The sequence below is a fragment of the Leptospira ryugenii genome (genome assembly GCF_003114855.1).
In the GTDB taxonomy this organism is placed as follows: Bacteria; Spirochaetota; Leptospiria; order Leptospirales; family Leptospiraceae; genus Leptospira_A; species Leptospira_A ryugenii.
On sequence record NZ_BFBB01000008.1, the window covers coordinates 789,576 to 816,348 of the forward strand.

The 26,773-nt window shown below is 38.7% G+C and carries 22 protein-coding genes; 15 read left to right on the top strand and 7 right to left on the bottom strand.

Features of this window, described 5'->3' with window-relative positions:
- Position 1: 1 nt before the first annotated feature.
- Genes DI060_RS16440 through DI060_RS16460 form a run of 5 tightly spaced genes read left to right on the top strand, consistent with a single transcriptional unit; the run spans position 2 to position 10,177 of the window.
- Positions 2-1,612, top strand: a complete 1,611-nt coding sequence (locus DI060_RS16440) for a class I SAM-dependent methyltransferase (protein ID WP_108978003.1) — start codon at positions 2-4, stop codon at positions 1,610-1,612.
- Positions 1,609-4,665, top strand: coding sequence for a peptidase domain-containing ABC transporter (locus tag DI060_RS16445; protein ID WP_108978004.1), 3,057 nt, complete (start codon positions 1,609-1,611; stop codon positions 4,663-4,665). The genes DI060_RS16440 and DI060_RS16445 overlap by 4 nt, the downstream gene beginning before the upstream one ends.
- The gene (locus DI060_RS16450; protein WP_108978005.1) at positions 4,652-5,752 is read left to right on the top strand and encodes a beta-barrel domain-containing protein; all 1,101 of its coding nucleotides are present in this window, start codon (positions 4,652-4,654) and stop codon (positions 5,750-5,752) included. The genes DI060_RS16445 and DI060_RS16450 overlap by 14 nt, the downstream gene beginning before the upstream one ends.
- A gap of 4 nt (positions 5,753-5,756) precedes the next feature.
- Entirely contained in the window at positions 5,757-8,816 is a 3,060-nt protein-coding gene (locus DI060_RS16455) for a peptidase domain-containing ABC transporter (protein WP_108978006.1), read from the top strand.
- A gap of 8 nt (positions 8,817-8,824) precedes the next feature.
- Positions 8,825-10,177, top strand: coding sequence for a TolC family protein (locus tag DI060_RS16460; RefSeq protein WP_108978007.1), 1,353 nt, complete (start codon positions 8,825-8,827; stop codon positions 10,175-10,177).
- Here the strand turns inward: DI060_RS16460 and DI060_RS16465 are convergent.
- Both DI060_RS16465 and DI060_RS16470 read right to left on the bottom strand, forming a co-directional pair.
- Complete coding sequence (locus DI060_RS16465) at positions 10,142-10,930, bottom strand: MORN repeat-containing protein (protein ID WP_167837035.1); 789 nt, start codon at positions 10,928-10,930, stop codon at positions 10,142-10,144. The two genes, DI060_RS16460 and DI060_RS16465, sit on opposite strands and share 36 nt — an antisense overlap.
- Positions 10,923-12,479: an NAD(P)/FAD-dependent oxidoreductase gene (locus DI060_RS16470; protein ID WP_108978009.1), complete on the bottom strand. Its 1,557-nt coding sequence runs from the start codon at positions 12,477-12,479 to the stop codon at positions 10,923-10,925. Before DI060_RS16470 ends, DI060_RS16465 begins: the two co-directional genes overlap by 8 nt.
- A 200-nt stretch (positions 12,480-12,679) precedes the next feature.
- Between DI060_RS16470 and omp85 the strand changes: the two genes are divergently transcribed.
- Both omp85 and lsa25 read left to right on the top strand, forming a co-directional pair.
- Positions 12,680-14,191 (top strand): Omp85 family outer membrane protein, encoded by a 1,512-nt coding sequence (gene omp85 / locus DI060_RS16475; RefSeq protein ID WP_108978194.1) that lies wholly within the window; start codon positions 12,680-12,682, stop codon positions 14,189-14,191.
- 9 nt (positions 14,192-14,200) lie between these two features.
- Positions 14,201-14,935, top strand: coding sequence for a surface adhesin Lsa25 (gene lsa25 / locus DI060_RS16480; RefSeq protein WP_108978010.1), 735 nt, complete (start codon positions 14,201-14,203; stop codon positions 14,933-14,935).
- A gap of 48 nt (positions 14,936-14,983) precedes the next feature.
- On the opposite strand, the gene DI060_RS16485 is transcribed toward lsa25, so the two are convergent.
- Positions 14,984-15,817 (bottom strand): hypothetical protein, encoded by an 834-nt coding sequence (locus DI060_RS16485; protein WP_108978011.1) that lies wholly within the window; start codon positions 15,815-15,817, stop codon positions 14,984-14,986.
- Positions 15,818-15,826: 9 nt separating this feature from the next.
- Entirely contained in the window at positions 15,827-16,705 is an 879-nt protein-coding gene (locus DI060_RS16490; RefSeq protein WP_108978012.1) for an alpha/beta hydrolase, read from the bottom strand.
- Between the two features lie 119 nt (positions 16,706-16,824).
- Between DI060_RS16490 and DI060_RS16495 the strand changes: the two genes are divergently transcribed.
- Positions 16,825-17,442, top strand: coding sequence for a hypothetical protein (locus DI060_RS16495; RefSeq protein ID WP_108978013.1), 618 nt, complete (start codon positions 16,825-16,827; stop codon positions 17,440-17,442).
- Positions 17,439-17,804, top strand: a complete 366-nt coding sequence (locus tag DI060_RS16500) for a hypothetical protein (protein ID WP_108978014.1) — start codon at positions 17,439-17,441, stop codon at positions 17,802-17,804. The genes DI060_RS16495 and DI060_RS16500 overlap by 4 nt, the downstream gene beginning before the upstream one ends.
- On the opposite strand, the gene DI060_RS16505 is transcribed toward DI060_RS16500, so the two are convergent.
- Complete coding sequence (locus DI060_RS16505) at positions 17,770-18,516, bottom strand: lysophospholipid acyltransferase family protein (protein WP_108978015.1); 747 nt, start codon at positions 18,514-18,516, stop codon at positions 17,770-17,772. The genes DI060_RS16500 and DI060_RS16505 overlap by 35 nt on opposite strands.
- Positions 18,517-18,710: 194 nt before the next feature.
- On the opposite strand from DI060_RS16505, the gene DI060_RS16510 reads away from it, so the two are divergent.
- From DI060_RS16510 to DI060_RS16525, 4 genes are all read left to right on the top strand, one after another.
- Positions 18,711-19,925 carry a serine hydrolase domain-containing protein gene (locus DI060_RS16510; RefSeq protein ID WP_108978016.1) on the top strand — a complete coding sequence of 405 codons (1,215 nt, stop codon included), beginning with the start codon at positions 18,711-18,713 and terminating at the stop codon, positions 19,923-19,925.
- Positions 19,926-19,998: 73 nt separating this feature from the next.
- Positions 19,999-20,979 carry a catalase family protein gene (locus DI060_RS16515; protein WP_108978017.1) on the top strand — a complete coding sequence of 327 codons (981 nt, stop codon included), beginning with the start codon at positions 19,999-20,001 and terminating at the stop codon, positions 20,977-20,979.
- A gap of 20 nt (positions 20,980-20,999) precedes the next feature.
- A complete protein-coding gene (locus DI060_RS16520; protein ID WP_108978018.1) occupies positions 21,000-22,367 on the top strand; it encodes a cyclic nucleotide-binding domain-containing protein in 1,368 nt (455 codons plus the stop codon).
- 52 nt (positions 22,368-22,419) lie between these two features.
- Complete coding sequence (locus DI060_RS16525; protein ID WP_244594459.1) at positions 22,420-22,830, top strand: hypothetical protein; 411 nt, start codon at positions 22,420-22,422, stop codon at positions 22,828-22,830.
- Here the strand turns inward: DI060_RS16525 and DI060_RS16530 are convergent.
- Positions 22,810-24,237 carry a sensor histidine kinase gene (locus DI060_RS16530; RefSeq protein WP_135355081.1) on the bottom strand — a complete coding sequence of 476 codons (1,428 nt, stop codon included), beginning with the start codon at positions 24,235-24,237 and terminating at the stop codon, positions 22,810-22,812. The two genes, DI060_RS16525 and DI060_RS16530, sit on opposite strands and share 21 nt — an antisense overlap.
- A 55-nt stretch (positions 24,238-24,292) precedes the next feature.
- Positions 24,293-24,976: a hypothetical protein gene (locus tag DI060_RS16535; RefSeq protein WP_108978021.1), complete on the bottom strand. Its 684-nt coding sequence runs from the start codon at positions 24,974-24,976 to the stop codon at positions 24,293-24,295.
- Positions 24,977-25,143: 167 nt separating this feature from the next.
- Here DI060_RS16535 and DI060_RS16540 point away from each other — a divergent pair, with 167 nt between their 5' ends.
- A complete protein-coding gene (locus DI060_RS16540; protein ID WP_135355082.1) occupies positions 25,144-25,542 on the top strand; it encodes a DUF5329 family protein in 399 nt (132 codons plus the stop codon).
- Positions 25,543-25,585: 43 nt separating this feature from the next.
- Positions 25,586-26,758 carry a YncE family protein gene (locus DI060_RS16545; RefSeq protein ID WP_108978023.1) on the top strand — a complete coding sequence of 391 codons (1,173 nt, stop codon included), beginning with the start codon at positions 25,586-25,588 and terminating at the stop codon, positions 26,756-26,758.
- Positions 26,759-26,773: the final 15 nt, after the last annotated feature.

Sequence of the window (26,773 nt, forward strand, 5' to 3'; positions counted from 1 at the left end):
TATGTTTCTCCTTTTTCCGGGAAGGCATCATTTACTCACAAAATTCCAAGCGGAGTATTTGAAACAACTGGAAAAAGGAGGGCTAAAGAAAGCGATTCTCCTAAATGGCTCGCCTTGGGGAGTGGATAGCTCAATTTCCGGTTTGGTTGTCCCAATCACCTCAGCTAACCATCATTCAACGAGAAGAAATCCTCTTCCTTTTTACCAAAGGGCCATGATGGTCCAAGAGTTCTCTTCTCAATTTTCATTTCCTACCTTTGTCTATCCCATAGATGATTTAGGACAATCCACTCAATTTGCAGAGTATTGTCTAAAAAAGATCCAAGTAGAATCGGAAGGTAAACTTAATTTAAATCCAACGAATACGATTCTTCTTTGTTCGAGTCCTGTGATGTCTTCTTATATCAAATTAGGATTTTCTGTTTTACCTGTTGAATTGGATCCTTATGAAAATGATCATTTTGTCTCACTCCAACCTTGGCAGGTAGTAGAGGCAATTGCCAGGAACCAAGAACAAGAAATAGGTATTTTGGAAGAGTATGCTTCCGCTGCATCTGTCAGATTTTGGAAAGACTATGAAGTAGGAAAAAAAGTTAGGATGCTCTTTTCCGATGCACTGATAGGCGATGACGGTGACCTAACAGAATCCAGAGATTACAATACTTATGTCCGGGAGATGGATGAAATAGCAGATCTCAAATTCCAGGAAACAAAAGATTTCATTGTTTCTGGTAGGATTGGAGATATTGGTTGTGCTGTTGGATCTTGGATCAAACTCGCAAGCCAACTGCCTCCTCTGCGAGAAAGTGATTTTTATGGAGTCGAGATCGCTCGCAAACTCTTTGATATCTGTGAACAGAGAAAAGAGAATGGTGATTTTGGAACCGAAAATGTTTTTTTTCTCCGTAAAAATGCTGTTAGTGGACTTGTATTTCCTGAGAATTCAATGAAGACTATCCATACATCTTCCTTAACACATGAAATTTTTTCCTATGGGAGTATGGAAAGTTTACACTCTTTTATACAAAATCGATACAAAGAATTGAGTTATGGAGGGGTTTGGATCAACCGAGATGTAGTCGGCCCAGAAAACAAAGATGAAATCGTTTATCTGTGGTTAAACCAAGATGATGGTAGATTTGATTTAGAACCAAAAGAATTTTTCGATAAAATTCTTAAGAAGGAATATCTAGATTCACTTTCCACATTTTCACGTTTTTTTGTTTTCCAGAGAGAGTTCCGGAAGGAGAGAGATTATGTCCTACCCTTTGAACAAGTCCAGATCGAAGGCAAAGTATATCTACGTTTGAAAATGGAACATGCTTGTGAATTTCTTTCCAAAAAAGACTATACTGACAATTGGGATAGCGAAATGCACGAGGCCTTTTCATTTTGGAAATTCTCAGAATGGAAACATTTTCTCGAGGATTCTGGTTTTCAAATCCACCCAAAGTCCCAAGCCTACGCAAATCCTTGGATTTTAGAAAATCGCTATAAAACCAAAGCAGAAATTTTTGCGAGCCAGTCCAGAGAGCCAACCCGAATTGCCGATCTTATTCCTAGACCGTTCCCGGTCACGAATATGCTATTGGTTGGGGTAAAAGAGGGTTGAACCCAGAAATTTTACGACATGCAGACAAGATTAGGACTGTATTCCGAAACAATTACCTCTTCGCAGATTTAGATCCACAAGAGCTGGAGGATCTATTTCCTTACCTTACAGTAAAGTTCTATAACCAAAACCAAACAATTATCAGTAAAGATTCTGGAACGAAGTTTGTCCACATAGTGTTGAATGGGCGAATCGGAATCAAAACTTCTGACAATATCTCTCTCGGCTATCTAGAAGTAGGCGAATCAATTGGAGAACGGATGTCGATTACAGGAAATAAATCGACTGCTACCTATTTTGCGCATGAACCATTGATCATGGTTCTGATTCCAGTTGCGCAATTTAAACAATTAATCCAAAAGTTTCCGTACCTAGAAGAAAAAGTTAGGCGAAGAGAAGAAGAACAGGAAAAGTTTCATTCTGTTCGCAAATTGAGTTTTTTCCGAGAATTGGATCCAGAAGATATTCGAGGAATTATAAAAATAACGGAAACTATCTCCTGTGAAGAGGATGAGTATCTCTTCCATGAAGGAGATGAAGGAAATGCTGCCTATATTATCAAAAGTGGAAAGGTACACATAAGAACAGAAAATCCTAAAAAACTTATCTCCATCATGAAAGCCGGTGATATCTTAGGTGAGATCGCAATCTTTAAAAAACAAAAGAGACTTGCGAGTGCCATAACTGCAGAACCTAGCATCATATACAAAATTCCTGGTGATGCCATTCGGGAGCTATTAGGAGAAAAAAAAGGCTCTAAACTAGAAGAGATTGTACAATCAAGACTACTGCGATTCACTTCTTATAAAGAAAAGGAAATGGAAGAAGACGTTTTACGACCTTTTGACGTAAAACGATATGAAATTGGGATAGGTATCCAAAAATCGGATTTTTTCCAAGTCACAACCAGCAATCCCGTATTAGTTGGTCTTGCATGCACGGAATTTGCTTTTCGCCACTATGAAAAACCGCTCCCAAACAATTGGAAAGTGAGAATAAAGAATGAACTATCTCGCAAGTCAAATCCAAGTTTATTTGATTTGGCAATTGAATTAGAAAAAAATGGATTTCTGACAAAACAACTAAGAGTGAGACCCAAACAACTCAAAGATTTGAAAGATCCTTTTTTTATAGCTGATGAGGAGAATCTACCTGTTGCGATCTTAATGATAGACGTTAAAGAAGAAGCAGTCTTAATTTCTCATCCTACGAAAGGAATTTTAGAAGTTGAGCTAAAGACTTTCTATCGATTTTGGGATGGTATGATTCTAACTTTTAGTCCCTCACCACCTGCGATGTCTATGGACTCAGGTCTTGTCAGTTTTGTTAAAGAGTTGAGGGCATTGTTTCGGCCGCACGTAAAAGAAATGCGATGGATTGTTGGTGCAACCATCATTTCCGCATGTCTATCACTTTCATTTCCCTATTTTTTAAGGGAAGTCATAGACCGTATCTTGTTATTCGCTGACTTTAATTTCCTTCTAGTGCTTTCGATAGGAGTAGGGTTGTCGATTATCTTCCAATCGATGTTCACACTTTATAGAAATTTATTAACGATGGGAGTACTTCAAAACTTGGAGTACACTTTTTTGGTCCGATTTTTTCATCATATCCTACATTTATCCCTGAACGATTTTAGAAAATTGGAACCAAGCGATTACACTTTGCGGTTGCAAGAAAACCAAAAGATTTTGGAGATTGCGACACGTGCTGGAGTAACCTTAGTCTTAGATCTCGTAACATTGCCTATCTTTATAACTGTTTTATTATTTGCCGACATAAAACTCACACTTTTGGGAATCGCATTCTTATTATTATATGCACTTATTGTTGTTAGAGTTTCATCTAAGATCAGGAGTTTATCCAATCTTACTTTTGAATCCAAGAAGAAGACTGTCTCTTATTTATTATCCATCTTAGGTGGAATCACCCTTATAAAAATTAACACTCAAGAGCAGACCTATCATAAAAAAGGAATGAATGAAATATCAAGAACTCTCCTCTCTGAACTCAGAATTCAGAAGCGAACGAATTTTCTTTTTTTTATCGGAAAGTTTTTTGAGCAGTCTGGGATGTTGGCAATCATGACTTTTGGAATCACAAATGTTATTGAAGAAAAGATAAGTTTAGGCACTTTCCTTGGGTTCCAAATTATATTCTCTCTATTGGTGGAACCAATCATTCGCATATGCCGTATCTATGAGGATATTCTCGAAATGCGCCAAGCAAGGAAACGTCTAATGGATGTTTACTTGTTACCAAGTGAATATACATCTACGCGTCCTTATGGAGAACTTCCAAGGTTTTCAGGGAAAATACGCCTAGACCATGTGTATTTTAAATATAAAGAAAATGAGCCTTTTGTTCTCCATGACATTCATTTTGAAGTAAATGCTGGAGAAAAAATTGCAATCGTAGGAAAAAATGGAAGCGGGAAAACTACACTTATTCGTCTTCTAACGGGCATTTTACGTCCCACTGAAGGTAGGGTTTTCTTTGATTCTTTTGACTTATCTACTTTGGATCCCGAAGAAATTCGCATACAGTTAGGAATTGTTGAGCAGAATCCAATTTTATTTTCCGGTAGTATTGCAGAGAACATTTGTAAAAAGAATCCATCTTTATCAAAAGATGCGATGTTAGCAGGCGCAAAGATTGCTGCTGTCGATCGCTTTGTAGATAGATTTCCATTTGGTTACCAAACAAAACTGGGAGAGGGAGGGGCTGGGCTTTCTGGCGGTCAAAAACAAAGATTAGCGATTGCTAGGGCTTTTGTGAGTAGCCCATCAATCTTGTTTTTAGATGAACCAACAGCTTCCTTAGATGCGGAAAGCGAACATTATGTCCAAAGTAGAATGGAAGACATTTTTTCGGAAAGAACCATTGTGTTCACTTCACATAAACTACAGACTATTGTAGGCGCTGACAAAATCATCGTATTGGATGAAGGTAAGATCGTTGAAATGGGAACTCACGCGGAGCTTTTTGCGAAAAAGGGTGTTTATTATTATTATTTTAAGCTGAGCGAGGGTAGCGACAATGAAGTTGAATAAGTTTAAGGCTGTCCGTCAATCAGAAAGTAACTGGGAGACTTTACATTCCAGCACTTACTTTGATGAGTTGTTACGTCATCCGGCACCTAATTGGAACCAAAGAGGAATCTTACTCATCTGTGGATTTTTGTTTGTATCAGCTATATTTGTAATCTTTGCAAAAATTGATATCATCGTTCCTGCTTTTGGAACTCTTAGGCCCAAAGGCAATTACTTTGTCGTGGAGGCTTTAGAAACTGGTACGGTAACAAATATTTATGCTAAACCAGGAGATTTTTTAAAGAAAGGAGATCCGCTCGTTGAGTTGGAGTTTTCTGAGCAACAAATAGAACTAACTAAAGATGCCAACAACTTACAATATGAAGAAGTCAGGCTGAGAAGACTCTACCAAAATAAACGAGAGGCAGAGAAGATCCTTCGCAATTTGGATTATAATTTGGAGAATAATTCTGGATCAGAATTATCAGGTAATCTTCTAAACAAATTTGTACCGCTCAAAAAATCTTATATGGATTTTAAGAATGGAGTCGGTGCAAAGTTTTTATATGACCAAAGTCTTTTAGAATTTAACGAAGAGTATACGAACTTAAAGGATGAGATTTTACTTTCTCAGAATACAATTTCGAGTCTTCGTGGAGATACAAAGATAAAAAAGGAAAGAGTTGATAATGCGATTCTTAGGATGCCTTTTTCTGGATTTGTTGGGGCGATTATGGTAAACAATATTGGTCAAAATGTAACTAGAGGACAAACCGTAGCTGAACTAATAGAAGAAAACCAACTCTTAGAAGCATTTGTGGAAGTGAACAACAAAGATATCGGTGGAATTAAAGTGGGTATGAATGCTATCATAAAAGTTAAGGCATTTAATCAAAATGAATTCGGTGTATTAGACGGAAAGATCGAACAAATTGTACCTAATGTAAAAGAAAAAGAAACATTTTCCGTTGTTTTATCAATTGCAGACCAAGCAGTCCATAGAAAAGAAGAGGATTTTTCTCTGATTCCAGGTTTAAAGGTTGAGGCAGATATAATCGTAGATCGGAAACGGATCATCCAAGCAATTCTGATGAGAGGATGGGAGTGAAACTTTGAACCTTCCGATTGCTCTAGAAGAGAAATTTCAGTTAGAGGAGTTTCTCAATTCGATTCCCAAAACTCAGTCAAATCTACTCTTGCATTTATGGGAAAGAATCTCATTACCTAAAGACCAAATCATAAAGGCAGGAGATTTTGATCATACACCAATTTTGTATGTTGAATCTGGACGCATAAAAGTACTCTACACTCAGAATTCCAATCTTGTCAGTTTACGTTCTTTAGAAAAAAATTCATTGTATGGGATTAAAGAAATTGCTTTGGGGAATTTAGATCATTTGGTCTACCAAGCAAGTGAGAATTCCGTAATTTATATCATTAGGATTCCCTTATGGAAGCAAACATTAGCAAGTAATGATAAATTACAAAAGGCTTGGGAGTCCTTCCAAGATCTTTGCCGACTCAAAGATGAGATTAGGATTATACCACTCTTTAGAAAGTTACCGTCAGACTTGATTGGTGAGATCGCTCAAAAGTTGATTAAAAAGCAGGTAAAGCAAGGAAAAACACTCATAGAAGAAGGTTCAAAATCTACCTCAATCTTCTTTATCTCCAAAGGAAAATTCAAGATCAAAAAATCAACATGGCCTAAAGATTTTTTTTCTATAGTGGAGGAAGGCTCGGTAATCGGTGAGATGGGAGTCCTAGAAAAAAAGGAGAGAAATGCAACCGTGATTGCACAAAGCGATGCAGTTGTGTATGAACTTTTAGCTAAGGATGCAGCTGAGATTTTTCAGAAATCGGAAGCATTATTCAACTCACTCAAAGCACTATCAACGAGTAGAAAATCGAACGATCTAGATCCGAGCAAAGAAGAGTTAGCTGGATCTTTCCTTGATGAAGCATTTGAAGATCGCCCAACTTTTGTAAAGAAAACTAATCGTATCCGTCCAAGGTATAAAACAAAACGTTTTCCTATGATGGTAGAAGAATCTGCGTATCAATCGGGGCAAGCCTGTCGACAGATGATCCTGAAATTTTATGGCTATGATGACCAGACTACAGAGGATGATACTTTTCCAAATTTAGATTCGGAAATTAACTTTGGTCATTGGAAAGATACATTCTCTAAGTACGGTGAGACGTATGTCTTGGATTATCTTAAATACAAAAAAGATTTAGAAGATATACCTTTTTTGATACGATGGGAAGGTAGCCGATTTGCCTGTGTAATTTCAAAAACTGGCTCAAAAATCTTGGTAGCGGACCCATCGCAAGGCATTTCCGAATTTGAAGAATTTGAGTTTGAGGCAAAGATCGGCCGCTATGCAATCCTTCCGATTCCAACAAATACAAGAAATAGGAGAAAAAGATTAGCATTCTCATTTTTTCCAGGAATTCTCCGTTATTTCCTTCCTTTTAAAAAGTTTATCATTTCGGGATTGATTGCTTCTTTTTTGATAAAGATGACGGAGATCATCATACCATTGATCAATATCTATTTAATTGATAATGTTATGATACATGAAAATACTGAATATTTAATCCCCGTTATATTTTCAGTTGCATGTTTGACTTTTGTGCAGATTCTCCTAGCCTACTTTCGTGTGAATGTAATGTCGTTTTCAATGACAAGAGCCAATCAGGAAATCGTAATGAAGTTTCTTGATAAATTGATCTCACTTCCAATTTATTTTTTTGAGATCAATAAAAAAGGTGAGATTCTAAAAAGATGGGAGGAAATTGAAAATGTAATCACCTTTTTTTCCGAGCAAGGAACCATGCGATTTTTGGATCTTGTTTTTGCGATCATTACGCTCATTCTTTTTATCTTTCTTTCCCCACTTTTACTTATGATCATATTGATTCTATTGGTTCCAGAAATTGTCCTGGTGAGTCACATAACACCTTTATTGGAAAATGAAACCAAAAAAGAATCATTACGATCAGCGGATTCATTTAGTTATTTCATAGAAACTATTCATGGCTTTGAGACCGTAAAAAATCTTGGGTCTACTGCGGTTCAAAGGTGGGAGTTCGAAAAGCGGCTGATTTCTCAATTGAATGTAGAGGCAAGAAGATTGTACTATTCAAATCTTTTAGAATCGTCTACATTAATATTTAAACTCATTACAAATATCCTTATCTTAATCGTAGGCACCTTGCAGGTATATAGTGGAGAGATTACAATCGGAACAATGTTTGCTGTGATCGGATTGATTTCCTATTTGCGTTCTCCGATGATATCCCTTGTAAAAGAGCACATCAATTTCCAAAAAGCAAAATTAGCCTGGAAACGATCACAAGATTTTTATAGTCAAGAGTCAGAATTTGAGGATAGAGAGAGAATATCAAAGATTGAAATTCCTGATATCCAAAAATACATTGAATTTCGTAAAGTGAATTACCACTTCACACATTCCAAACGAAATTTTAACTTAATTGATATCAATCTTAAAATTGAAATTGGAAAGCGATATGCGTTTGTAGGTAGAAGTGGAAGTGGAAAATCAACTTTCATAAAACTCATTCTCGGTCTATATAAATGTTCAGAGGGAGAAGTTTTAATTGATGGTACCTCATTGGAAGATATTTGGCTGCCATCATATCGTAAAAGGATTGGTTTGGTTTCGCAAGAGAATCCAATTCTTGCAGGCAGCATTCGAGAAAATATATCTCTATCAAATCCGCACGCTACACTCTCAGAAATTACCGAGGCTGCTAAATTAGCTGATATTCATGATGAGATTATTCAATTGCCTCTGGGTTACGATACAGAGCTTAACGATAGATCGAATAATTTCTCTGAAGGACAAAAGCAAAAGATAGCTTTTGCAAGATTGATTTTACAAAACCCTTCTCTGATCGTTTTGGATGAACCTACTTCTCATTTGGACAAGGATACAGAACATATTATTCTTTCCAATCTTTATGAACGTATGGTGGGTAGAACGATCGTGAACGTGGCGCACAGGCTAGATACGATCAGAGCTTATGATGAAATCATTGTTGTGGAACAGGGCAGATTTGTGGAAAGGGGAACACATAGAGACTTAATCCGAAAAAAAGGAATCTACCATTTGCTTTATTCTACACAGGAAGCTATCCGATAATTGAATTGATGTATTCTTTTCTCAGACTTGTATTCTTGGTTTCGGTTATTGGAGGAATATTCTCCTTACAATCAGAATCCATAGATTTTTATGAGCTACCAAAAGTTGTAGGGGAAAAGTCATATCTTTTAAAATTAAAAGAAATAGAAATCCAAAAGAAAAAAATTGATATTGAAACAAGAAATCTAAGGTATCTTCCTACTGCAAATATTGACTATGGATCTTTTTTTGAAAAGTTACCAACCGAAGGTTTTGATCGAAAAGGATACTTATCTTCGCTAAATCTCGAATGGAATTTTGCAGAGCAAGGCAATGTATTTCTAACAAATCTCATATTAGAGTTGGAGTATGAAAGACTCCTCTTGGAATATAGAGCTCTATACCAAAAAGAACTATTTGACCAGGCCTTCCAATATGCTGAGACTTTGAAACTATTGGCTTTTTATGACTATGATTCTTCCAATGAGGTTGATGCAGAAAAACAACTCCAAACTATACAAAAATTATACAAACAAGGTATCGAGTCTTATCTTGTAACTCAAAACTCAAAGGTTGACTATTTTTTCTATAAATACAATTCCACTAAATCAAAGTTAGACCAACAAAAAAGTCAATCCACCTTACGAAGAAAGTTTTTATTAAAGAATGTCACTTTAAAAGAAATCCCTGAGAGAGAGTTTTTACCTTTAAATATCGATGAAACAATGGCACAATATGAAAGAAATTTGGCTGAGCTTAACTTCGATATTGTACTTTCACTCAACCAAGTAAAAATTTTAGAAATTGAAAAACAAGTTAGATTCAATGATTTGTGGGTTCCAAATTTCTTTGTGAACGTATATAACAATACATCTCGGCAAACTATTTATGGAATCGGAGGAAGCTTTCAGAATCCAGAATATCTATACAATTATTCGCGAAATGACTTTTCTCTATACGCTTCTAATCCTGATTATATAACCAACTCAGGTGCCAATTTTGGATTTAAGTTTCCTCTCTTCAATCGGTGGCTTTCCAAAAATGAGTATGATAAGGCAAAAATCGACATTAAATTAGCAAAATCTGAGTCCGAGTTTCTCAAAGAGAATACAGCACTATTCTTGTATGAATTGATCCAGCAACACAACAACTTAGTCGAATTGTATACAATAGCCAAAGAGAGCAAAAAGATTGCAGAAGAAAATTATCAAATTATGGAGAGAGCGTATAAAACTGGTTCTGCCTCAATCGTTGAATTGCAAACTGTAGATCGTCGCCAAAGAGAAGTATTGCGAAGCGCAATTCAAAATAGATATGATTTAATACAATTACGCTTACAGATAGGCCTATTGCTTGGCGACACGATGAAATTTTTGAAGTGAGATTTGCCCATTCTCATCTTTTTTGGTTCTATTCAATACATTTACATTCTTTTCTGGATCAAGTAAAATCATAAAGCCGATCTCTAATCTTTGAAGAGTAAAGAAATGAGAGATAGATTTTCCACAGACATCCACAACCACGATTTCATTCAAAACAGATTCTTGCAAATAGTTCAAAGAGATATTGTGGTGGAAGTGAATTTGGTGACAAGGCTTATGGTGGGGACTTAGTTGGTTGATCATCTCTTTGATCATAGCTTCACTATATTCGATACGAGGTTTTCTATATTCCGAAGGCAGAAAGCCCTTTTGGAATTTTCCTGATATAAATATTGTGCCAAGGGCATCGACTAAAATTCCTTGCCCATCAAATTTTCCATCTGAATAATTCCCTTCATAGCGCACACCATCAGGGAAAATTTCTACTCCCATGCCGTTCGGCAATCCATCTACGTAGTTTCCTTCAAAATATCTTCCATCTTTTAGTAAAGATGTACACCTCCCATATGCTGTTCCATTTTTCCAATTTCCTGTCACTTTTTTCCCATTGGCATAAATCATTTCGCCATATCCATTGGGAATACCTTCAATCAAGAGTCCTGTAAAAATAGATCCATCAGAGTATCGAATTTTTCCTTCTCCTTTTTCACAATCTCCAGAAAGACACGTATAGATATCTATAGGGTACAAATTGTACGTTATAGTTAAGAGTGAACTTAAGTATAAAAGAATATAGATTAGTCTTTTAGACATAAATACCTGAAATTGCATTGGCAACTTTCATCCCATCGAGAGCTGCAGAGACAATCCCTCCTGCATATCCTGCACCCTCACCACAGGGATAAAGTCCCTGGACCTCAACATGCGAACAGGTTTGCGGATCTCTTGGGATTCGAATAGGCGAGGAGGTTCTTGTTTCTGGCGCATGAACAATCGCATCATTGGTGAGATAACCTTTCATGGATGTCTCAAATTGTTTGAACCCATTCACCAAAGATTCGTAGATGATTTTCGGAAATATTTCCTTGAGAGGGAAGGAGACTATCCCTGGAGTATAAGATGTTTTTGGCAAAGAAGCAGAAATTTTATTTTGAATAAAATCCTCCAATCGTTGGGCAGGGACCCTTTGGGTTTTGCCACCAGCAATCCATGCTTTAGTTTCAATCGATTTTTGGAAGTACATAGACGCAAGTTCACCATAGCTTGAGAAATCTTTAAAATCACCTACATTCAGTTCTACGACGATACCTGAATTCGCTGTAGGCCTACCTCGAGCAGAAGAAGACCAACCATTGGTAACGACCTCTTCATCGGCAGTCGCACAGGGAGCGATCACTCCACCTGGGCACATACAGAATGAGTATACGCCTCTATCTTGTATTTGTTTGACAAGACTATAGGGAGCAGGAGGAAGATATGGGCTGCGGGTGTCGCATTTATATTGTATTTGATCGATCAAAGCTTGTGGGTGTTCTACTCTAACACCGATAGCTAAGGGTTTCAATTCTATCTTAATGTTCTTATTTTTTAAAATTTCAAAAATATCTCGTGCAGAGTGTCCGGTTGCTAGAATACATTCATCGGCTTCTATTTTCATCCCGTTACTTACAGTAAACGAGCGAAGGCTCTGATTTCTGATTTCGAAATCAGTGACCCTTTGTTCGAAATGTATCTCTCCACCGCAAGCGAGTATATACTCTCTCATGTTTTTAATGATTTGAGGAAGTTTATTGGTACCTATGTGAGGATGTGCATCGACCAAAATGTTCGGATTGGCACCAAACTGAACGAGTGATTCCAATATCTTTTTTACATTTCCTCTCTTCGTAGACCTTGTATACAGTTTCCCATCAGAATAGGTGCCAGCTCCGCCCTCGCCAAAGCAGTAATTGGAATCTGGGTTTACTTTTTGGTGTACATTGATTCCTCGAAGATCCTCCACTCGTGCTTTGACGTCCTTTCCTCTTTCCCATACAATGGGCTTTCTATTATTTTGGATCAATTGGAGAGCAGCAAAAAGTCCCGCAGGACCAAAACCTATAATGTGCACAGGCTTTTTAGCAGATACAGATTTGGTGCTTGGAGTCTGGAGTAAATTTGGTGTAAATGGCTCATCTATAAAAAGCCGAAGGCTCAGCTGGACCAAAATTTTTCTTTGTCTGGCATCAATGGATCTATGGATGACTTCGATCCCAGTCAGTGCATCGGGACCGAGTGAAAGTTCTTTCAGGAGATACCGGCGCAGCTCTTCTTCCTGGCCTGCTACTTCCGGGCTCACTCGAATCTGAATCTCTTTCCTCATACTACATTTTCGGTACATTTTGGGCTACGAAAGAAAGGAAAAGAAGAGTCTAGGCTCCTGAAAAGGTCTCATCTCGTTCTCAAAAGGGAAAAATAAGCAAAAATGCTTCAAAATTGCTGAAATTTGCACAATTTCAATTTTTTTGTCACGAATGCCATAAATTGCTTGAAAAAAAATTGATAAGATTATCTGTTCTCTTTATGAATACGAACTGCGTTTCATGTATTAAAATTCTCATAATTTCAGTATGTTTTTTGCAGATTGGGGAATTGTTCTCACAAACGAGAGCTCCCGTAACAAACAATAAAAAATTGACTGAAGAAACTCCTGCAGAGGTAGAATCCGAGCCAAGCCTTCCTTTCGAGATTAATCCCACAAAACGCTTAACCGAGTTTGATATTAAACGTAAAAAGACAGGGAGTTTTTTCACTGGTCTTCCTCTATTAAATTCTGACCCGAACAATGGTATCGGCTATGGAGTCCGTGTTTTTTATTTCCAAAACAAAGACAAAAAAGATCCTTTTTTTGAGTACACTCCATACAGATACCGAGTCTTTGCACAATACTTCCGGACCACACGAGATGCTCAAAACCATTTAGCCTCCTTTGATGCTCCGTATTTTTTGGATACGCAATGGAGATTGAGAGCGGATTTAATTTATGAAAGAAATCCAAATTTTCTATTTTTTGGAGTCGGTGAGGAAACATTAAAACCTCTCGCCTACCGTGAGAATAATGATAGTACACGTCCTCTCATACAAAATGGTAGTTTCGCAGACTATATGGATGCATTGAGTTACAAACGTCCAGGCAATGCAGGTCAAGCTCCCTTTGTCACTGATACAAAGTACAATCGGTACGATATGGAGAATCCGAACTTAAACTTTTCCACAGAAAGAAGTTTCTTCGGAGGATTGATGCGTTTAGTAGGTGGAGCAAGACTCTCTCGACAAATCATCAGGACATTTGATGGAAGGACTGAAGTCGCCAAAGATCCATTATTTGGAGATCGTCTTTTACCTGATCTTCTCAATACGGTGCCGAATTCCACCACACTTTTAACCGAAGAATCACAAGCGGGCAGAATCCGTGGGATACAGGGCGGCTTTGTCAATACCTTGAGAGCGGGGATAGTATATGATACGCGTGATTTTGAACCAGACCCCAACCGCGGTATCTTTATGGAATACACACATGAACGAGCGGTAAAGCAACTTGGTTCTGATTACCAATTCAACCGAAATACCGCATCAGCTCGTTTCTTCTACAGCCCATTCCCTCGGACTTTCCAAAAGTTAGTGATTGCTGGCCGAGCAACATTCACCCAAACGAATGGAGAAGCTCCTTTTTACGAATACCGTAACATTTGGGGTACGGAAAGTAACCAAGTAGGACTTGGTGGGCGAACCACCTTACGAGGGTTTAAACCTGAAAGATTTATTGGCCCCGCAATGGCATTCGGAAATTTGGAACTGCGTTGGAAATTTGCATCTGTTGCTACCAAAACTTCCACATTTGATTTTCAACTTGTTCCTTTCGTGGACTTTGGTAGGGTTTGGGACCATTATAGTCGAGCTAATTTTAAAGATTATAAGTACTCTTATGGTCTCGGATTCCGTATCCCTTGGAATCAATCTACAATCATTTACTTCGATTATGCGATCTCAAGAGAAGACAGACAACTCTTTGTGAACTTTCAGCATATTTTTTGAGGACCCAACATGAAATATTTAATCCGTAGTCTTACATCTATAATCTCTCCATCCACTGCCGTCTTGATATGTCTGGTATTTAGTTTGGTGAACTGCCAAGAGCGACCAGTCAAACAGGTCTTTCCTGGACTCACTGACGAAGAAGCATCCATCGTTTTTACTGGGATTCTATTGAATACTGGATTCACAGACAACCGAGATGGAACTGTAACAGACAATATAGCAGGTCTTATCTGGAGGAAATGCAGCCAAGGCCAAGTATACCGAATTGCAAACAATGATTGCCAAGGCATAGAAAGGGTAACTGCCACAAACCCTATTCTCAACATAGGTTCTGATACCATTCGGTGGGGTGCTACTCCACTTGCATATTGCAGTATTGCCACACAAGCATGCAACACACTCAACGTTCCTCAAGTTCTCATTGGGTCCTCTCCTCTTGTGATATCGGGAGAGAGCGAGGCCTTTCGTTCTTGCAATGCGTTAAACGACGCGAATGGGGCGCCTGGTTGGAGAGTTCCGAATCCTATAGAGTTACAAAGATTGACCTTAGGTGGACGGAATGCAATGTTAGCACTGTTTCCACAAACGCAAGAAGAATATTATTGGACAAACCTGTCACGAGCAGAAGATGTAATCGGTCAGACGGCAGCCACTGTCATCTTTGAACAAGTTCGTTTTGGTGAAATCGAATACCGTACAAAAACGGATCGATATTATGTACGATGTGTACGACCTAGGTGAGAAAGATCTAGATTCTAGATTTCCATGGAAAGGTGTGATTAGCACCTTTCACTTACGTACAGAAAGTAACCTTGTATAATTCATTTCAACAAAGGCCTTTGTAAAAAATAAAATAACCACTCCAGAAAGCGGAAACTTTACAGTTAAGACCAAAGATCCAAAAAAGAGCCCTAAGCTTAGAAAAAAATATAAAACAATGTTATCAGAGACGGGATCGATGCTCTCGTCCATCTTATTTGTTCTCCATTCCCGGTAGGCAAGGAGAACCTTTTGGAACTGGTTTTTGTTTGGCACGGGAGGTGTGCCAATCGCAAGCCATGCAAGTGAACCCGACTTGTTTTTATAAACTCCCTCTGTAAAAAAGGCTTTTATTCTAGGAATGTACCGATATAAAATAACACAAAAGATACCTAAGATAAAATACTTTTCTGACTGATTGAGGTCTTGAAAAGCACTCCAAAATTGAAAGTTGGCACTTTGTCCACTCGTGATGGCAACACTCAGATAAATCTCTGCTAACAAATAAAAGAAAAAATTAAATCCCATAAGAAGCAGAAGGACACAAATGCCTGCTACTAAGAGGACAGCGCCTAATATTAGATAAAAAAAGAGGGCAATCAATTTCAAAAAGAAAGGCTCAGGTATTTCTAATGTTTCAAATCCTAATGAATTTCTTCGACTATATGCCCAATAGATTCCAGTGCAAAGCATCCTGAATAAACCAAATGCCAACAGAAAATAAAGCTCTGGATAGAGTGGCATGATTACAGTTTGTACGCTTTGTGAGAAAAAGAGAATGCCAAATAACGGACTCAGGTCAGCGAAAAAGTCAGACCATTCTTTTCGATTCCAAGGAAGTAAACTAAGCAAAAAAACTTTCATCGATTGAGATCAGAAATACTTTCTAAAAAAATCGACACTTCTCTTTTCTGCTTCCACTCGATTTTGATTCCAAATCAATTCATGACGGTCACATTTTGCAATCCAAACTTCTAGAGGTTGTTTTGCTTTTGCAATCAAACGATTTGCATGGCTTACGTCGACATAGTGGTCTTTATCACAATGAAAGATGGCTATGGGTCTAGGTGAAATGTTTGCTATTTTTTCCTCTGGCAATACTGTTTCGATTTGCATATTTCCGCGCATGTTAAGAAGCATCCTAACCATCGGAATCAAAGGGTAATACGGAACTCCGAAATCTCTTTTTGCAGATTCCACCATCACATCCATCGCTGAGGCATAACCGCTACTGAACAATCCGGCTTTTACTCTCGGATCTTTTTCCATCGCCAAAATACTGCTAGCTGCCCCCATGGAGAAACCAAAGAGAGCAACTTCTTTAACTTTCTTTTCTTCTAATAAATAAGTTACAGCTCTCTTCACATCATCGGGTTCATAGTATCCCATACTGGCAAAGGAACCAGAATTTCTCCTTAAACTTAAAGCAAGCAATGAATAGCCTGCCTCATGGAGAGCTTTTGCGAATCGAAGTCCTTCATTCTTTGAGCCTCCATGTCCATGTACAAAGATAATGGCCCGGTCTGCCTTTGTTCCTGGTATGTACCAACTTTCCGTTTGTAGACCATCTGCTGTTGGGACAAAGACTGTTTCAAAACTAAGGCCGAGTTCGGATGGATCCGTGCAAAACACATGGTGTTCTGGATTGCATTTCACTCCTGGATAGAGCACAAGAGAGGAAAAATACCAAGGGATAAAGCCGACCAGTGAAAGGATAAGAAGGACAAAAAGCCATTTCCAATAACGAAGCATAAGGAAAGAATCTAGCTACTTTCCCTTCTATGTAAAGATTCTTTTTTAGGAGAATTCTTGCTTTTTCAGGAATTTTACTCGACGAATGGATTTCCATTCAGATACAATTAGCAACACTTATGGACCGTTCCGAGAGAGCCTTATGGGAAATTAAAAATGAAAAAAACAAAGCAGGCGTAAGATGGTTGATTATCTTTTTGATTGTGCCTTACCTTGCTTTCTTATTAGAGACGGGGCGTGCCGTTGAAATCGGACAAGCTCATATTTTTAATTGGTACTACGTCGGTCTGGTGGCAAGTTTTGTCATTTTGGTCAATCTAATTGTTTCATTTGTAATCAAGAGAGCATCTGCAAAATCATACATCTCCCCCTCGATAAAGTATTACACCATGATTGCAGATTTTCTCGCAGTTGCTTTGGTAATGATACCTACTGGTGGGCATCAGAGTATGTTCTTTACTGTTAATTATATAGTGATTGTTTCAAATAGTTTACGGTACGGACTTCGGATCGCACTTCTCGGCACCATAGTGATGAATCTATTTTATGTTGCCATTCTAGCTTTTGAGTATTATCCCAATGGTGAAGTGCAAGGTTTACAATCTGAAATTTTAAAGATCGGAGGATTTTGGTTAGTTGGTATATACACAGGTTATTTGGCGATGAGATTTGAGACACTTCGTGGTGAGATTGAAAACTACCAAAAGTTATTGGCTGAGGCCTTAAAGAACAGATGAAAGATCCAAATGAGGAAAAAGTTCCAGCTAGTATTGAACGAAGCCTTCGCAAGGGTAATATTAATTTTGATTTTTTACAGCCTGAAGAGATCCAAAAAGAACAGCTAGAAACATCAGATCTCAATCGGAGGACTAGCCAAAGACAAGGGAAACGAGGCCTATTCAATCGAGGTCGTCCGCCACGACCTTTCAAAAAGATTCACTTGTTATTATGGGTCCTCCTATTGATGGGCTTAGCTGCGGCGATTGGTGGTATAGCAATTTCAAAACACTTTCTTTTTTTACTTTTATTGCCCATTGTGCTCACACTATTTTTAGGAACTCTCATTATGGTGACGCTACTTCTTGTGAAACCTCTTTAGATTTTGGACCATATAAGATTTCATTGGCACGAAAGCATAGTTCGTCTAATCTCTGTTCAAGTTGTAGAGCTTGTTTTGCTAAAGATTCTTCACTTAAATCAGTACTAGGATAGATTGGTTCTCCAATGACTAAGGCAACCCTCGAGAAAGGTAAGGGAAAACTAAGGTCATCCCAATTGGAACTCACGATCCTCCTAGAAAAACCCACACCAACTGGCACAATACAACTGTTTGCTTTTGCTGCCATATAGAGTACACCAGGCTTTGCTTCATAAATGGGTCCATGCGGTCCATCTGGAGCCACAAGTGCCGGTACCCCTGCTTGGATCTTTTTGATAAAATTCATGATACCTGCGGATTGTTTCCCGAGAGAGGCATCTAAAACATCGAATCCCAGGGCCTTCAATGTTTTTAAACCGATCTCTCGAAAGTAATGAGTGGTACTGTTTTCGTATTCTTCCGTTCTGGGATGGTCCGAATAGATGCAAAGGTCTCTATGGTGCAAACAGAAAACAACCGCATCTACAAATGTATGCCAGATCGCAAGGATGTGGTTTTCTTTTTTTGCGCGGAGGATCCGAAGGTGATTCTCTCCCTCTACATAGAACGTAAGAGTTGATTGGTATATACTTAAAATGACAGCTGCGAACGTTGAAAACAGGCTCGTGCTCGCTCGGTAGACGACTCGTTTGAAAGGATGTTTTGGCAGCATTCTCTTGACTAGATCACAAAATTAAAAAACGCCAATCTTTTTTTACAGAATTGTCAATTCATTCACCTACTCTTTGTTAAGGAATCTGATCAAAAGACTTTCTTCAGTTTGTAAAAAGAAATAGGAAAAATTCATTTCAAATTGGGAATAGGATTTTTTAATCAGACACGAAGACTACTTTCAATCTAAGAAAAATGAATAAAGAGATAGAAATCCAAGGCATCTGCCATCCGAAGTTCCGAAAAGTCAGGGAAGTCTTCTTCGATAATTTTCGAACGGAAGGAGAGGTAGGAGCAGCTCTTTGTATCTACCAAGACCAACAAAAGGTAGTCGATCTTTGGGCAGGCAAACAAAACCTCTCCCCAAAAACGGAATGGCAGGAGAATACCACTGTTCCGATTTTTTCAGTCACAAAGGGTCTTACTTCCCTCTGTTTTCTCATGCTTGCTGATCGAGAAGTTTTTCGTTACGAAGACCTTGTGCAGAAACATTGGGCGGAATTTTCAGCGAATGGAAAAGAAACTATCACCATACAACAGTTATTGGAACATAAGGCTGGATTGCACGCCCTAGAAAAAAAATTACATATCTCTGACTTTTGGGAAAATCCAGAAGTTGTATACCAAGCTTTAATCAGACAAAAACCAGCTTGGAAACCTGGTGAGAAACAAGGGTATGGTGCACAAATTTGGGGTGCCTATGCAGCCGAACTCTTCCAAAAGATTCAGGGAGAAAGTGCTGGCGTTTTTTTTGCAAGGGAAGTTGCCAACAAACTAGGATTAAATCTTTATATTGGTTTGCCAGATTCTGAAAAAAAGAATGTGGCCTTATTGTATCCAGTTTCCAATCTTATGAGAATCTTAAAACTTTTTCCCAACATCCTGACAGGAAAGGGTTCGGAAGGAAGAGCGGCATGGGACCTTTTGTTCGGAAGGAGCGAAGTAAAGAAAGCATACATGAATCCATCTATGGGTTTGGCAGGGATCAAAGCCTTTAACGATGCGGTATTACATAAACAAGAACTACTCTGGGCAAACGCAATCGGAGATGCCCGTAGCCTTGCTAAGCTATTTCAGATTTTGGCTTTGGGCGGGGGAAAACAGAAAGAGAAGTTAGTCTCTAAGCAATGGATACAGCGACTTTCCAAAAAGCAATTGTTAAACTATGATTTGGTCATTCACAAACCGATGGCTTGGCGATATGGATTTCTAAAAGAAGAGTTGGACACATTTTCCCCCAATCCAGAGACCTTTGGACATGCCGGCATGGGAGGTAGCCTAGTTTTTGCTGATCCCAAAGAACGGCTTTCTTTTGGATATGTCTGCAATGCCTTAGATCATAGAACTAGAGCACCCAAAACTCTAAAGTTGTGCCGAGCTCTCTATTCTTCAATAGGCCAAAGAACATAAAGAAATTGGATGGATTTTTTTAAATTCATACCTATCATTGGGGATTAAAACCAATACCGCCTAAGGATCGTCCATGAAACAAGCTAGTAAAGAATGGAAAGAAACGCCACTTCCCCAAGAAGAGAGCATCTTTCAAAAGTATTCAGAGCCCTTCAAACAATTGCAAGAAAGGAAAAATGCACAATATGGGAAAGGCAGAGGGCTTCACCGAAAACAGTTGTTAGCCATCAAAGCTGAGTTTGAAGTCTTAAAAGAGATTCCCAAAGAAGCGAAATTTGGATTATTCGAAAAACCAAAAAAGTATGATGCAATCCTTCGTCTCTCCAATGGCGGAATGGATATCAAAAAGGATTCAGGCCCAGACATTAGGGGATTTTCCATCAAAGTAAAAGGACTTAGTGGCAAGTCTGCCTTGGGTGGAAAAACAGATTCACAGGATTTTCTTTTGATCAACCATGCTACCTTTTCTTTACCCGATTTTGAGTCCTTTATACAATTGGTTTTAGCCCTCGGACAAGGTGTTCCCAGTTTGTTCAAACATTTGATCAGCAAACACGGATTTTTCGGAGCACTCAAAAAAATGGGTGATTCAGCCAAAACGATGGGCAAACCGTTTCAAAGTTTCGTAACAGAGCCCTTCCACTCTGCTGCGCCTATCCAATGTGGACCTTATGCTGCCAAAGTACGATTGAAGCCACTTAAATCACCAAATGGAAAATCTGGAAAAGAAAATTGGGCGGTAGATGTTTCAAATCATTTGATAGAAGGTCCGATCATCTATGACTTCCAATTACAATTCTATGTGGACCCTATCCAAACACCAATCGAAAACCCTACTATAGAATGGAAAGAAAGTGATACTCCCTTTATAACAGTGGCTAGATTGACAATTCCGAAGCAAACCTTGGATTTAGAACAGAGTACAGATTTTGCAAAGTCTGTGGAAGCCTCCACCTTTGATCCATGGAATGCTTTAGAACAACACAAACCACTCGGACAAATCATGAGAGCTCGAAAATTTTACTACCTTCAAAGCCAAAATACGCGAAAGTAAAGGTGATAAATTAAATTCTCATGATAGCAATCGGGGAACTCATTGAAATACTTAGGACTGTAGATCTATTCTCTGAAATTCCCCACGATTCTATTCTCGAATTGGCATCGGCTCTAAAAGAAGATCACTTCCGAAAAGACGAAGTGATCTTACACAAAGGAGATCCCGGCACATGTATGTACATCATCTACCATGGCCGAGTCTACGTTCACTTTGATGACCAAAAGGTGGCAGAGATTGGTGCTCGCCAAACCTTTGGAGAATTTTCTCTTCTCAATTCAGAACCAAGAAATGCTTCCATCACTGCTTTGGAGGATAGCCATCTACTTCGCTTAGACCAGGAAGATTTTTATGCCATCATGGGAAATAGTACTGAGTTTATGCGAGGCGTAGTTCGCATCTTAATCCTCAGATTAGCAGAACAAAACAAAGAACTGATTGATACTTTGAAACGTAGGGAAGTGGAACTGACCCAAAAAGTGGAAGAACAAACCAAAGATCTGATCAGCGCCATCATGGAAATCAAATCCCAAAATGACAGCCTGGAACAATACAACCAAGAGATCATGGAACAAAAAAAGGAAATTGAAAAAAAGAACCATGACATCACGGAAAGTATCCGGTATGCGAGAACCATCCAACAATCCATCTTGCCAAGTAGAGAGTTGATTTCCTGGGCTCTACCTGACTCTTTTATTCTTTTCCGTCCTAGGGATGTGGTCAGCGGAGATTTTTATTGGTTCACATCAAAATCGATTTTGCTTGAAGGAAAAGAAGAAACGCTAGTAGTGATTGCTGCAGCTGACTGCACAGGACATGGCGTACCTGGAGCTTTCATGTCTATGATCGGAAATAGTCTACTCAATGATATCGTAAATGCTAGAGGCGTTCATGATCCGGATGAGATCTTAAACTTACTCCATAGGGGTGTCAGGTATTCTCTAAATCAAGAAATGACCGAGAGCCGAGATGGAATGGACATTGCATTATGTTCTCTGTATCTAGAACGACGTGAACTGTATTATGCAGGAGCCATGAACTCTCTGTACTTTGTCCAAAATGGAGAATTGCAAGAATTGAAAGCAGATCGGCGATCTATTGGAGGTACCCAAAAGGAAGGCCAAAGAATTTTTACAAAACACACTATCGATGTAAACCAGGATACCTGTTTTTATATGACAACAGATGGGTATTTAGATCAATTCAGTGGTTTGGATCACAAAAAATTTATGTCAAAACGTTTCAAAGATTTGATCATCGATAACCACAAAAATCCCATGTCAGAACAAAAAGAAGTCTTTGAGGCGACAATGAAGGATTGGATGAACGGATGCGACCAGATCGATGATATCCTTGTGATCGGTGTTCATATACCCTCTCTGAAATAAGTTGACAACATAGTATCCTTTCTTTATTTTCTTTCGAATGAAAACGTTTCTGTTGAATCTACTAATCCTCTTTCTTTCTGTACATCTATTTGCGGACCCCGTCAAAAAGTCGGATGAGCTTTGTTCTTGTCTCAAAGATGCCAAGGAGTCCAAGAATGAAAAATCAAAGAAAAAATGTCTTCAATTGAGAGAAAAACATGTTAAGGCACTGAAAAAGAACTCACCAGAGTACAATGAGTACATTGAAAGATTAAATGTATGCGAACGCCAATTGATGGGTGCTGGTGACATAGATGCGAACTTGAGTACTGAGAAAAAAATAGAAGCGGTTTGCAATTGCTTTCAAAACAAAGCACAGCAGAAAATGATGTGTTTTAAGTTACAAAGTGACTATGCAAAAACGATTGCGAACGATGAAGAGAGAGCTTCTTTCAATGTGGCATCAGGGAGTTGCGACAAGTAATTCTTTTGTTTGTTGTTGTAAGGGAAATCTCAAAGTAATCTGAGTTCCCTTACAAAATTTGGATCGGATTTCTCCCCTCAATTGTTTGGTCAATTCTGTGACGAGCACCAAACCAAAATCTTCTGGTTCTTCCGTATCCACCAATGGAAAGGTGGAGGATTTGGCTTTATCGGAGATCGCTATGTGAATGTCATCGGCATGCAGTCGCATAGAAATTTCAATATTAGGCTCTTCATTTTCTCTTAATATCACTTTGATCATATGTGATATGATTTCGTTCATCACCAATCCCAATAGCTGTAAGGTCTTTGCGTCTACTTTAAAGTTCTCCAAGTCTTTCTGAAAGTGGATCAGAAATCCATTTGGGATACTTCTGCTAGCTTGGTCCAATAATTCCGAGAGATATTCATTGGCTTCCAAATAACCGAAATCTTGGCTCTGGAAAAGGTTTTGGTACAACAGAGACATTCCTTGAATTCTTCTTGCTGAATCATCCAATGCCTCTATCCCTTCTTTATTTTTTAAGTAGGAGGATTGGAGAGTTAACATACTGTAGAGCATACTTAGATTGTTTTTGATCCGATGGTGAACCTCTGCTAATATCTGTTCTTTCTCATTGAGTAATTTTGAGATTCTTTCTTCGTTTTGTTTGCGCTCTGTAATGTCGCGTATGACTGCTATAAATCGAGTTTCATTTGGGATACTTTCATTCTTTGCAACCGACAATTCAAACCAGAGCTCACCCTTAGGTACATTCAATTTGTAGGCATGGCCGAGCGAGAATCCCTTTTCATCAGCTTCTGCCAAGGCTCGGTAGGCCATTTCAGCTACTTCAGGTGGCAAGGATTGAAATATAGATTTTCCTAAAAGGTCTTTTTCTGGTGCAGCTAGAAGGTCAGACCGCGTACCAAAGAATCGGATAAAATTCCCATCTCGGTCAGCTTCCACCAATAGGTCAGGAATTGTTGCAATCGTTGTACGAAATGTACCCAAAGTTTCTCGCGTCTCCGAAAAATCTTTAAACCTTTTGACAGAACTTTGCATCTGAGTCTCTAGAAAGGCAAGGGGAGATGTCGGTGAAACCAATCCATAGTGCGGTATGCTTTCGATTGCCTGGAGGAGACTAGGTTCGGGAGCATCCGAAAAAAAAAGAATAGGACAGTGCTCTGTTAGTGATTGTTTAGCATCATTTGTCAGTCCCAAAAAATCCAGACGATCCAAATTCCAGAGGATTAGTTTAGGGTGCAACTGAGTTTCACTAATGGCTTGGAGTTCATTTTTATCCCTAATTAAATGTACAGAGTGTCCGAGTTCTTGGAGGATTTGGACGAATGGGTTTTGTTCGGAAGATTCTAATCCAAAGAGAAACACGACGAGGGTTGACTTGCTTCGTTCCGAAAGTGACAAATGATCTACCTATCCTTTTTCTGACGAAGATTTGTTTCGAATTATTGAAATTTTATTATAAATCTAGACGATTCCAGCGCTCTCTCAGAATTTCCCGGCTTAAATTTTCTCTTTGGAGGGTTTCTTCAAATAACGAGCGTTTTGATCGGTAGGTCACGGAAAAGGGTATTTCTAGTCTTGCAACCGTAAAGTTATTTTTAGGATCTGAAAAAATAGTTAAATACCTACGGTCAATCCCGTATTGGGCCATCATAATGCCGATCAATGTAATGCCTAGGCCGGCACCTTCTGTTTCATCGGCATGTTTTTGGAAGAATTCGGGTAGGTTATCAAATTCCTTGGCCAGTTGGAATTTTTCGCGGATCCTCGTTTCTTCGTTGGGAAGAAGGGCAAAATTGTTTGTTACTGTCACGATCATTCTCTCAACGTTTGCCTCAAAATCTATGGTCGTGTGGATTTTTTTTTCTTTCATTTTGCTTTTGAAGTAAGAAAAGTGATCTTTGAAAAAATTGCTTTTGAGAGAGGAGAGAATCGCAGTTGTTTCGGGAGTTGAGCTTTCTGATTTCAAATCATCATAAACAATACGTTTGATAGCAGCTTTAGTTGAGTTCATCACGAATTCTTTACAGGCTGTATAAATCAGCTCAAATAACTCTGTTTGATCATAATGTTCTAAGGTTTTACGGAGAATCCAGAGTAACTTTTCTTCACCATCTTCTTCTAGAAATCGAGTGTACATAGAGATAGATCTCTGCTTCTGTATGCTCAATTGTACGAGATTTTGAAATCGAGGGCTTAATGGCATCGGAAAAACTAAAGTTAAGTATCAAAACAGATTCTAGAGACCGTCAAACAGAAATCAGAAAATAATTTGAGATATTATCATAAATATGCTACACTTTGAAAGTGAGCAAATACACACTTTTATTAGTATTCAGTCTATTTCCCATTCAGCTTTTTTCTAACACCTATGATTGTTCCAAGATCAAATCGGAAGAAGACCAAATAGATGCCTTGATCCAAGCTGTCTCAGAAATCAAGGGCACCTTCATCCGGAATGGAGAAGAACATAACGCTGTCGATGCGGCAAAACATTTACGCACAAAACTTGAGAATGCAAAAAAATCTCCTCTCTCATGGGGACAGAAGTGGACAGCTGCACAATTCATTGACCAGCTCGGTACTAAATCATCGGTCTCAGGAATTCCTTATGAGATCAAATGGAATGATGGCAAAAAAACTCCTTCAGGGCCCTGGCTACATGGAGAGCTAAAAAAAATAAAGACTCTCTGTTTCTCCTCTTAATTTCAGATCGACAAAAGGGTTTTCATGAGAGTATATAAGTCCGATGAAACTCTTGATTGGCCTACTCTTTGTACTCTTTTCTAGCCAGATCGTTTCGGAAACCCTTCAGGATCGGTTTTCGCTCAACTCTGATTTCAATATACGGCCCAGTCAGTATATGACAGAAAGTCCCTTTTTGGTAGACCGCAATCGTTTGCTCTACATTGGGAAAACTATCAATATTGATGTCCCAAGCCTTCATTTTTATGAATTTGCAACAAAGTCAAAACTCACATTTAGCCCGCCGATCAGAGAGTACTTTTTGTCCCACAAAGAACTCATATTCCCAGGAGTTGAGGCATTAAAAGAAAATTATCTGCCAGTCTACATATCCGAATTTCTCTTTTTTGATAGAGAAGATGGGCTTTTGGGAATGATCGTTGAGCAAAGCCATTATAAACTCCCAGAAAAAAAATTCTACTTTGTGGTTTGGAACCTAGAAGAGAAAGACATAGAACATTTTCAGGAAATCGATACCCGGAAAAATTCTGATTATGATCGGTATGCCGTTGCTTTACCCATTGCTTACGATGAAGAAGCAAAGACTGCTTATTTTGCTTATGGTGTAGATGCTAGCTTAAAAAACAAAGAAGTAAAAGATGTAAATACCAAAGTGTTTTCGTACAGTGCTCGTAATCTTACTCTACTCTATTCTTATATTTCTCACAGATTTCCTTATCATGCTGCATACCATTCTGGTGTAAAAAAAATTCTCATCCAAACCTATGCTGAATCCCATCAAAAACCAGCACCGGATGGAATTTTATTAGATTTGGATAGTTTGGTAGCTACGGTGATTCCCGTCCCTTTTGTAAGTTACGGAACCACCTTTTCCAAATCAGGTGACCGCCTATACCTTTGTTCTGCGGAAAATGGCAATCTTTGGGTCTTGGATACCAAGACGGGAAAAACATTCCAAACGGCAAAGTTGGGTACCTTGGGCCACAGCTTAGGATTTTGGAAAGAGGGAGAACTTGTTTGGGTACGAAATTCTGGAGTATTTGTATATGACCCAATCACCCTAAAACAAAAAAAGGTCATTCCACTAACAAAGTACTTTAAAGGACAAATCAACGTTGCAGGTTCATTGTTGATTCCCTACCAAGGACTACTCGTTCGCAATGGATTTGAGGGTCCCGATGGAGCAGCTGGTCACTTATTGCTCACAGCAGATTAAAGTGAAACGGAGCTA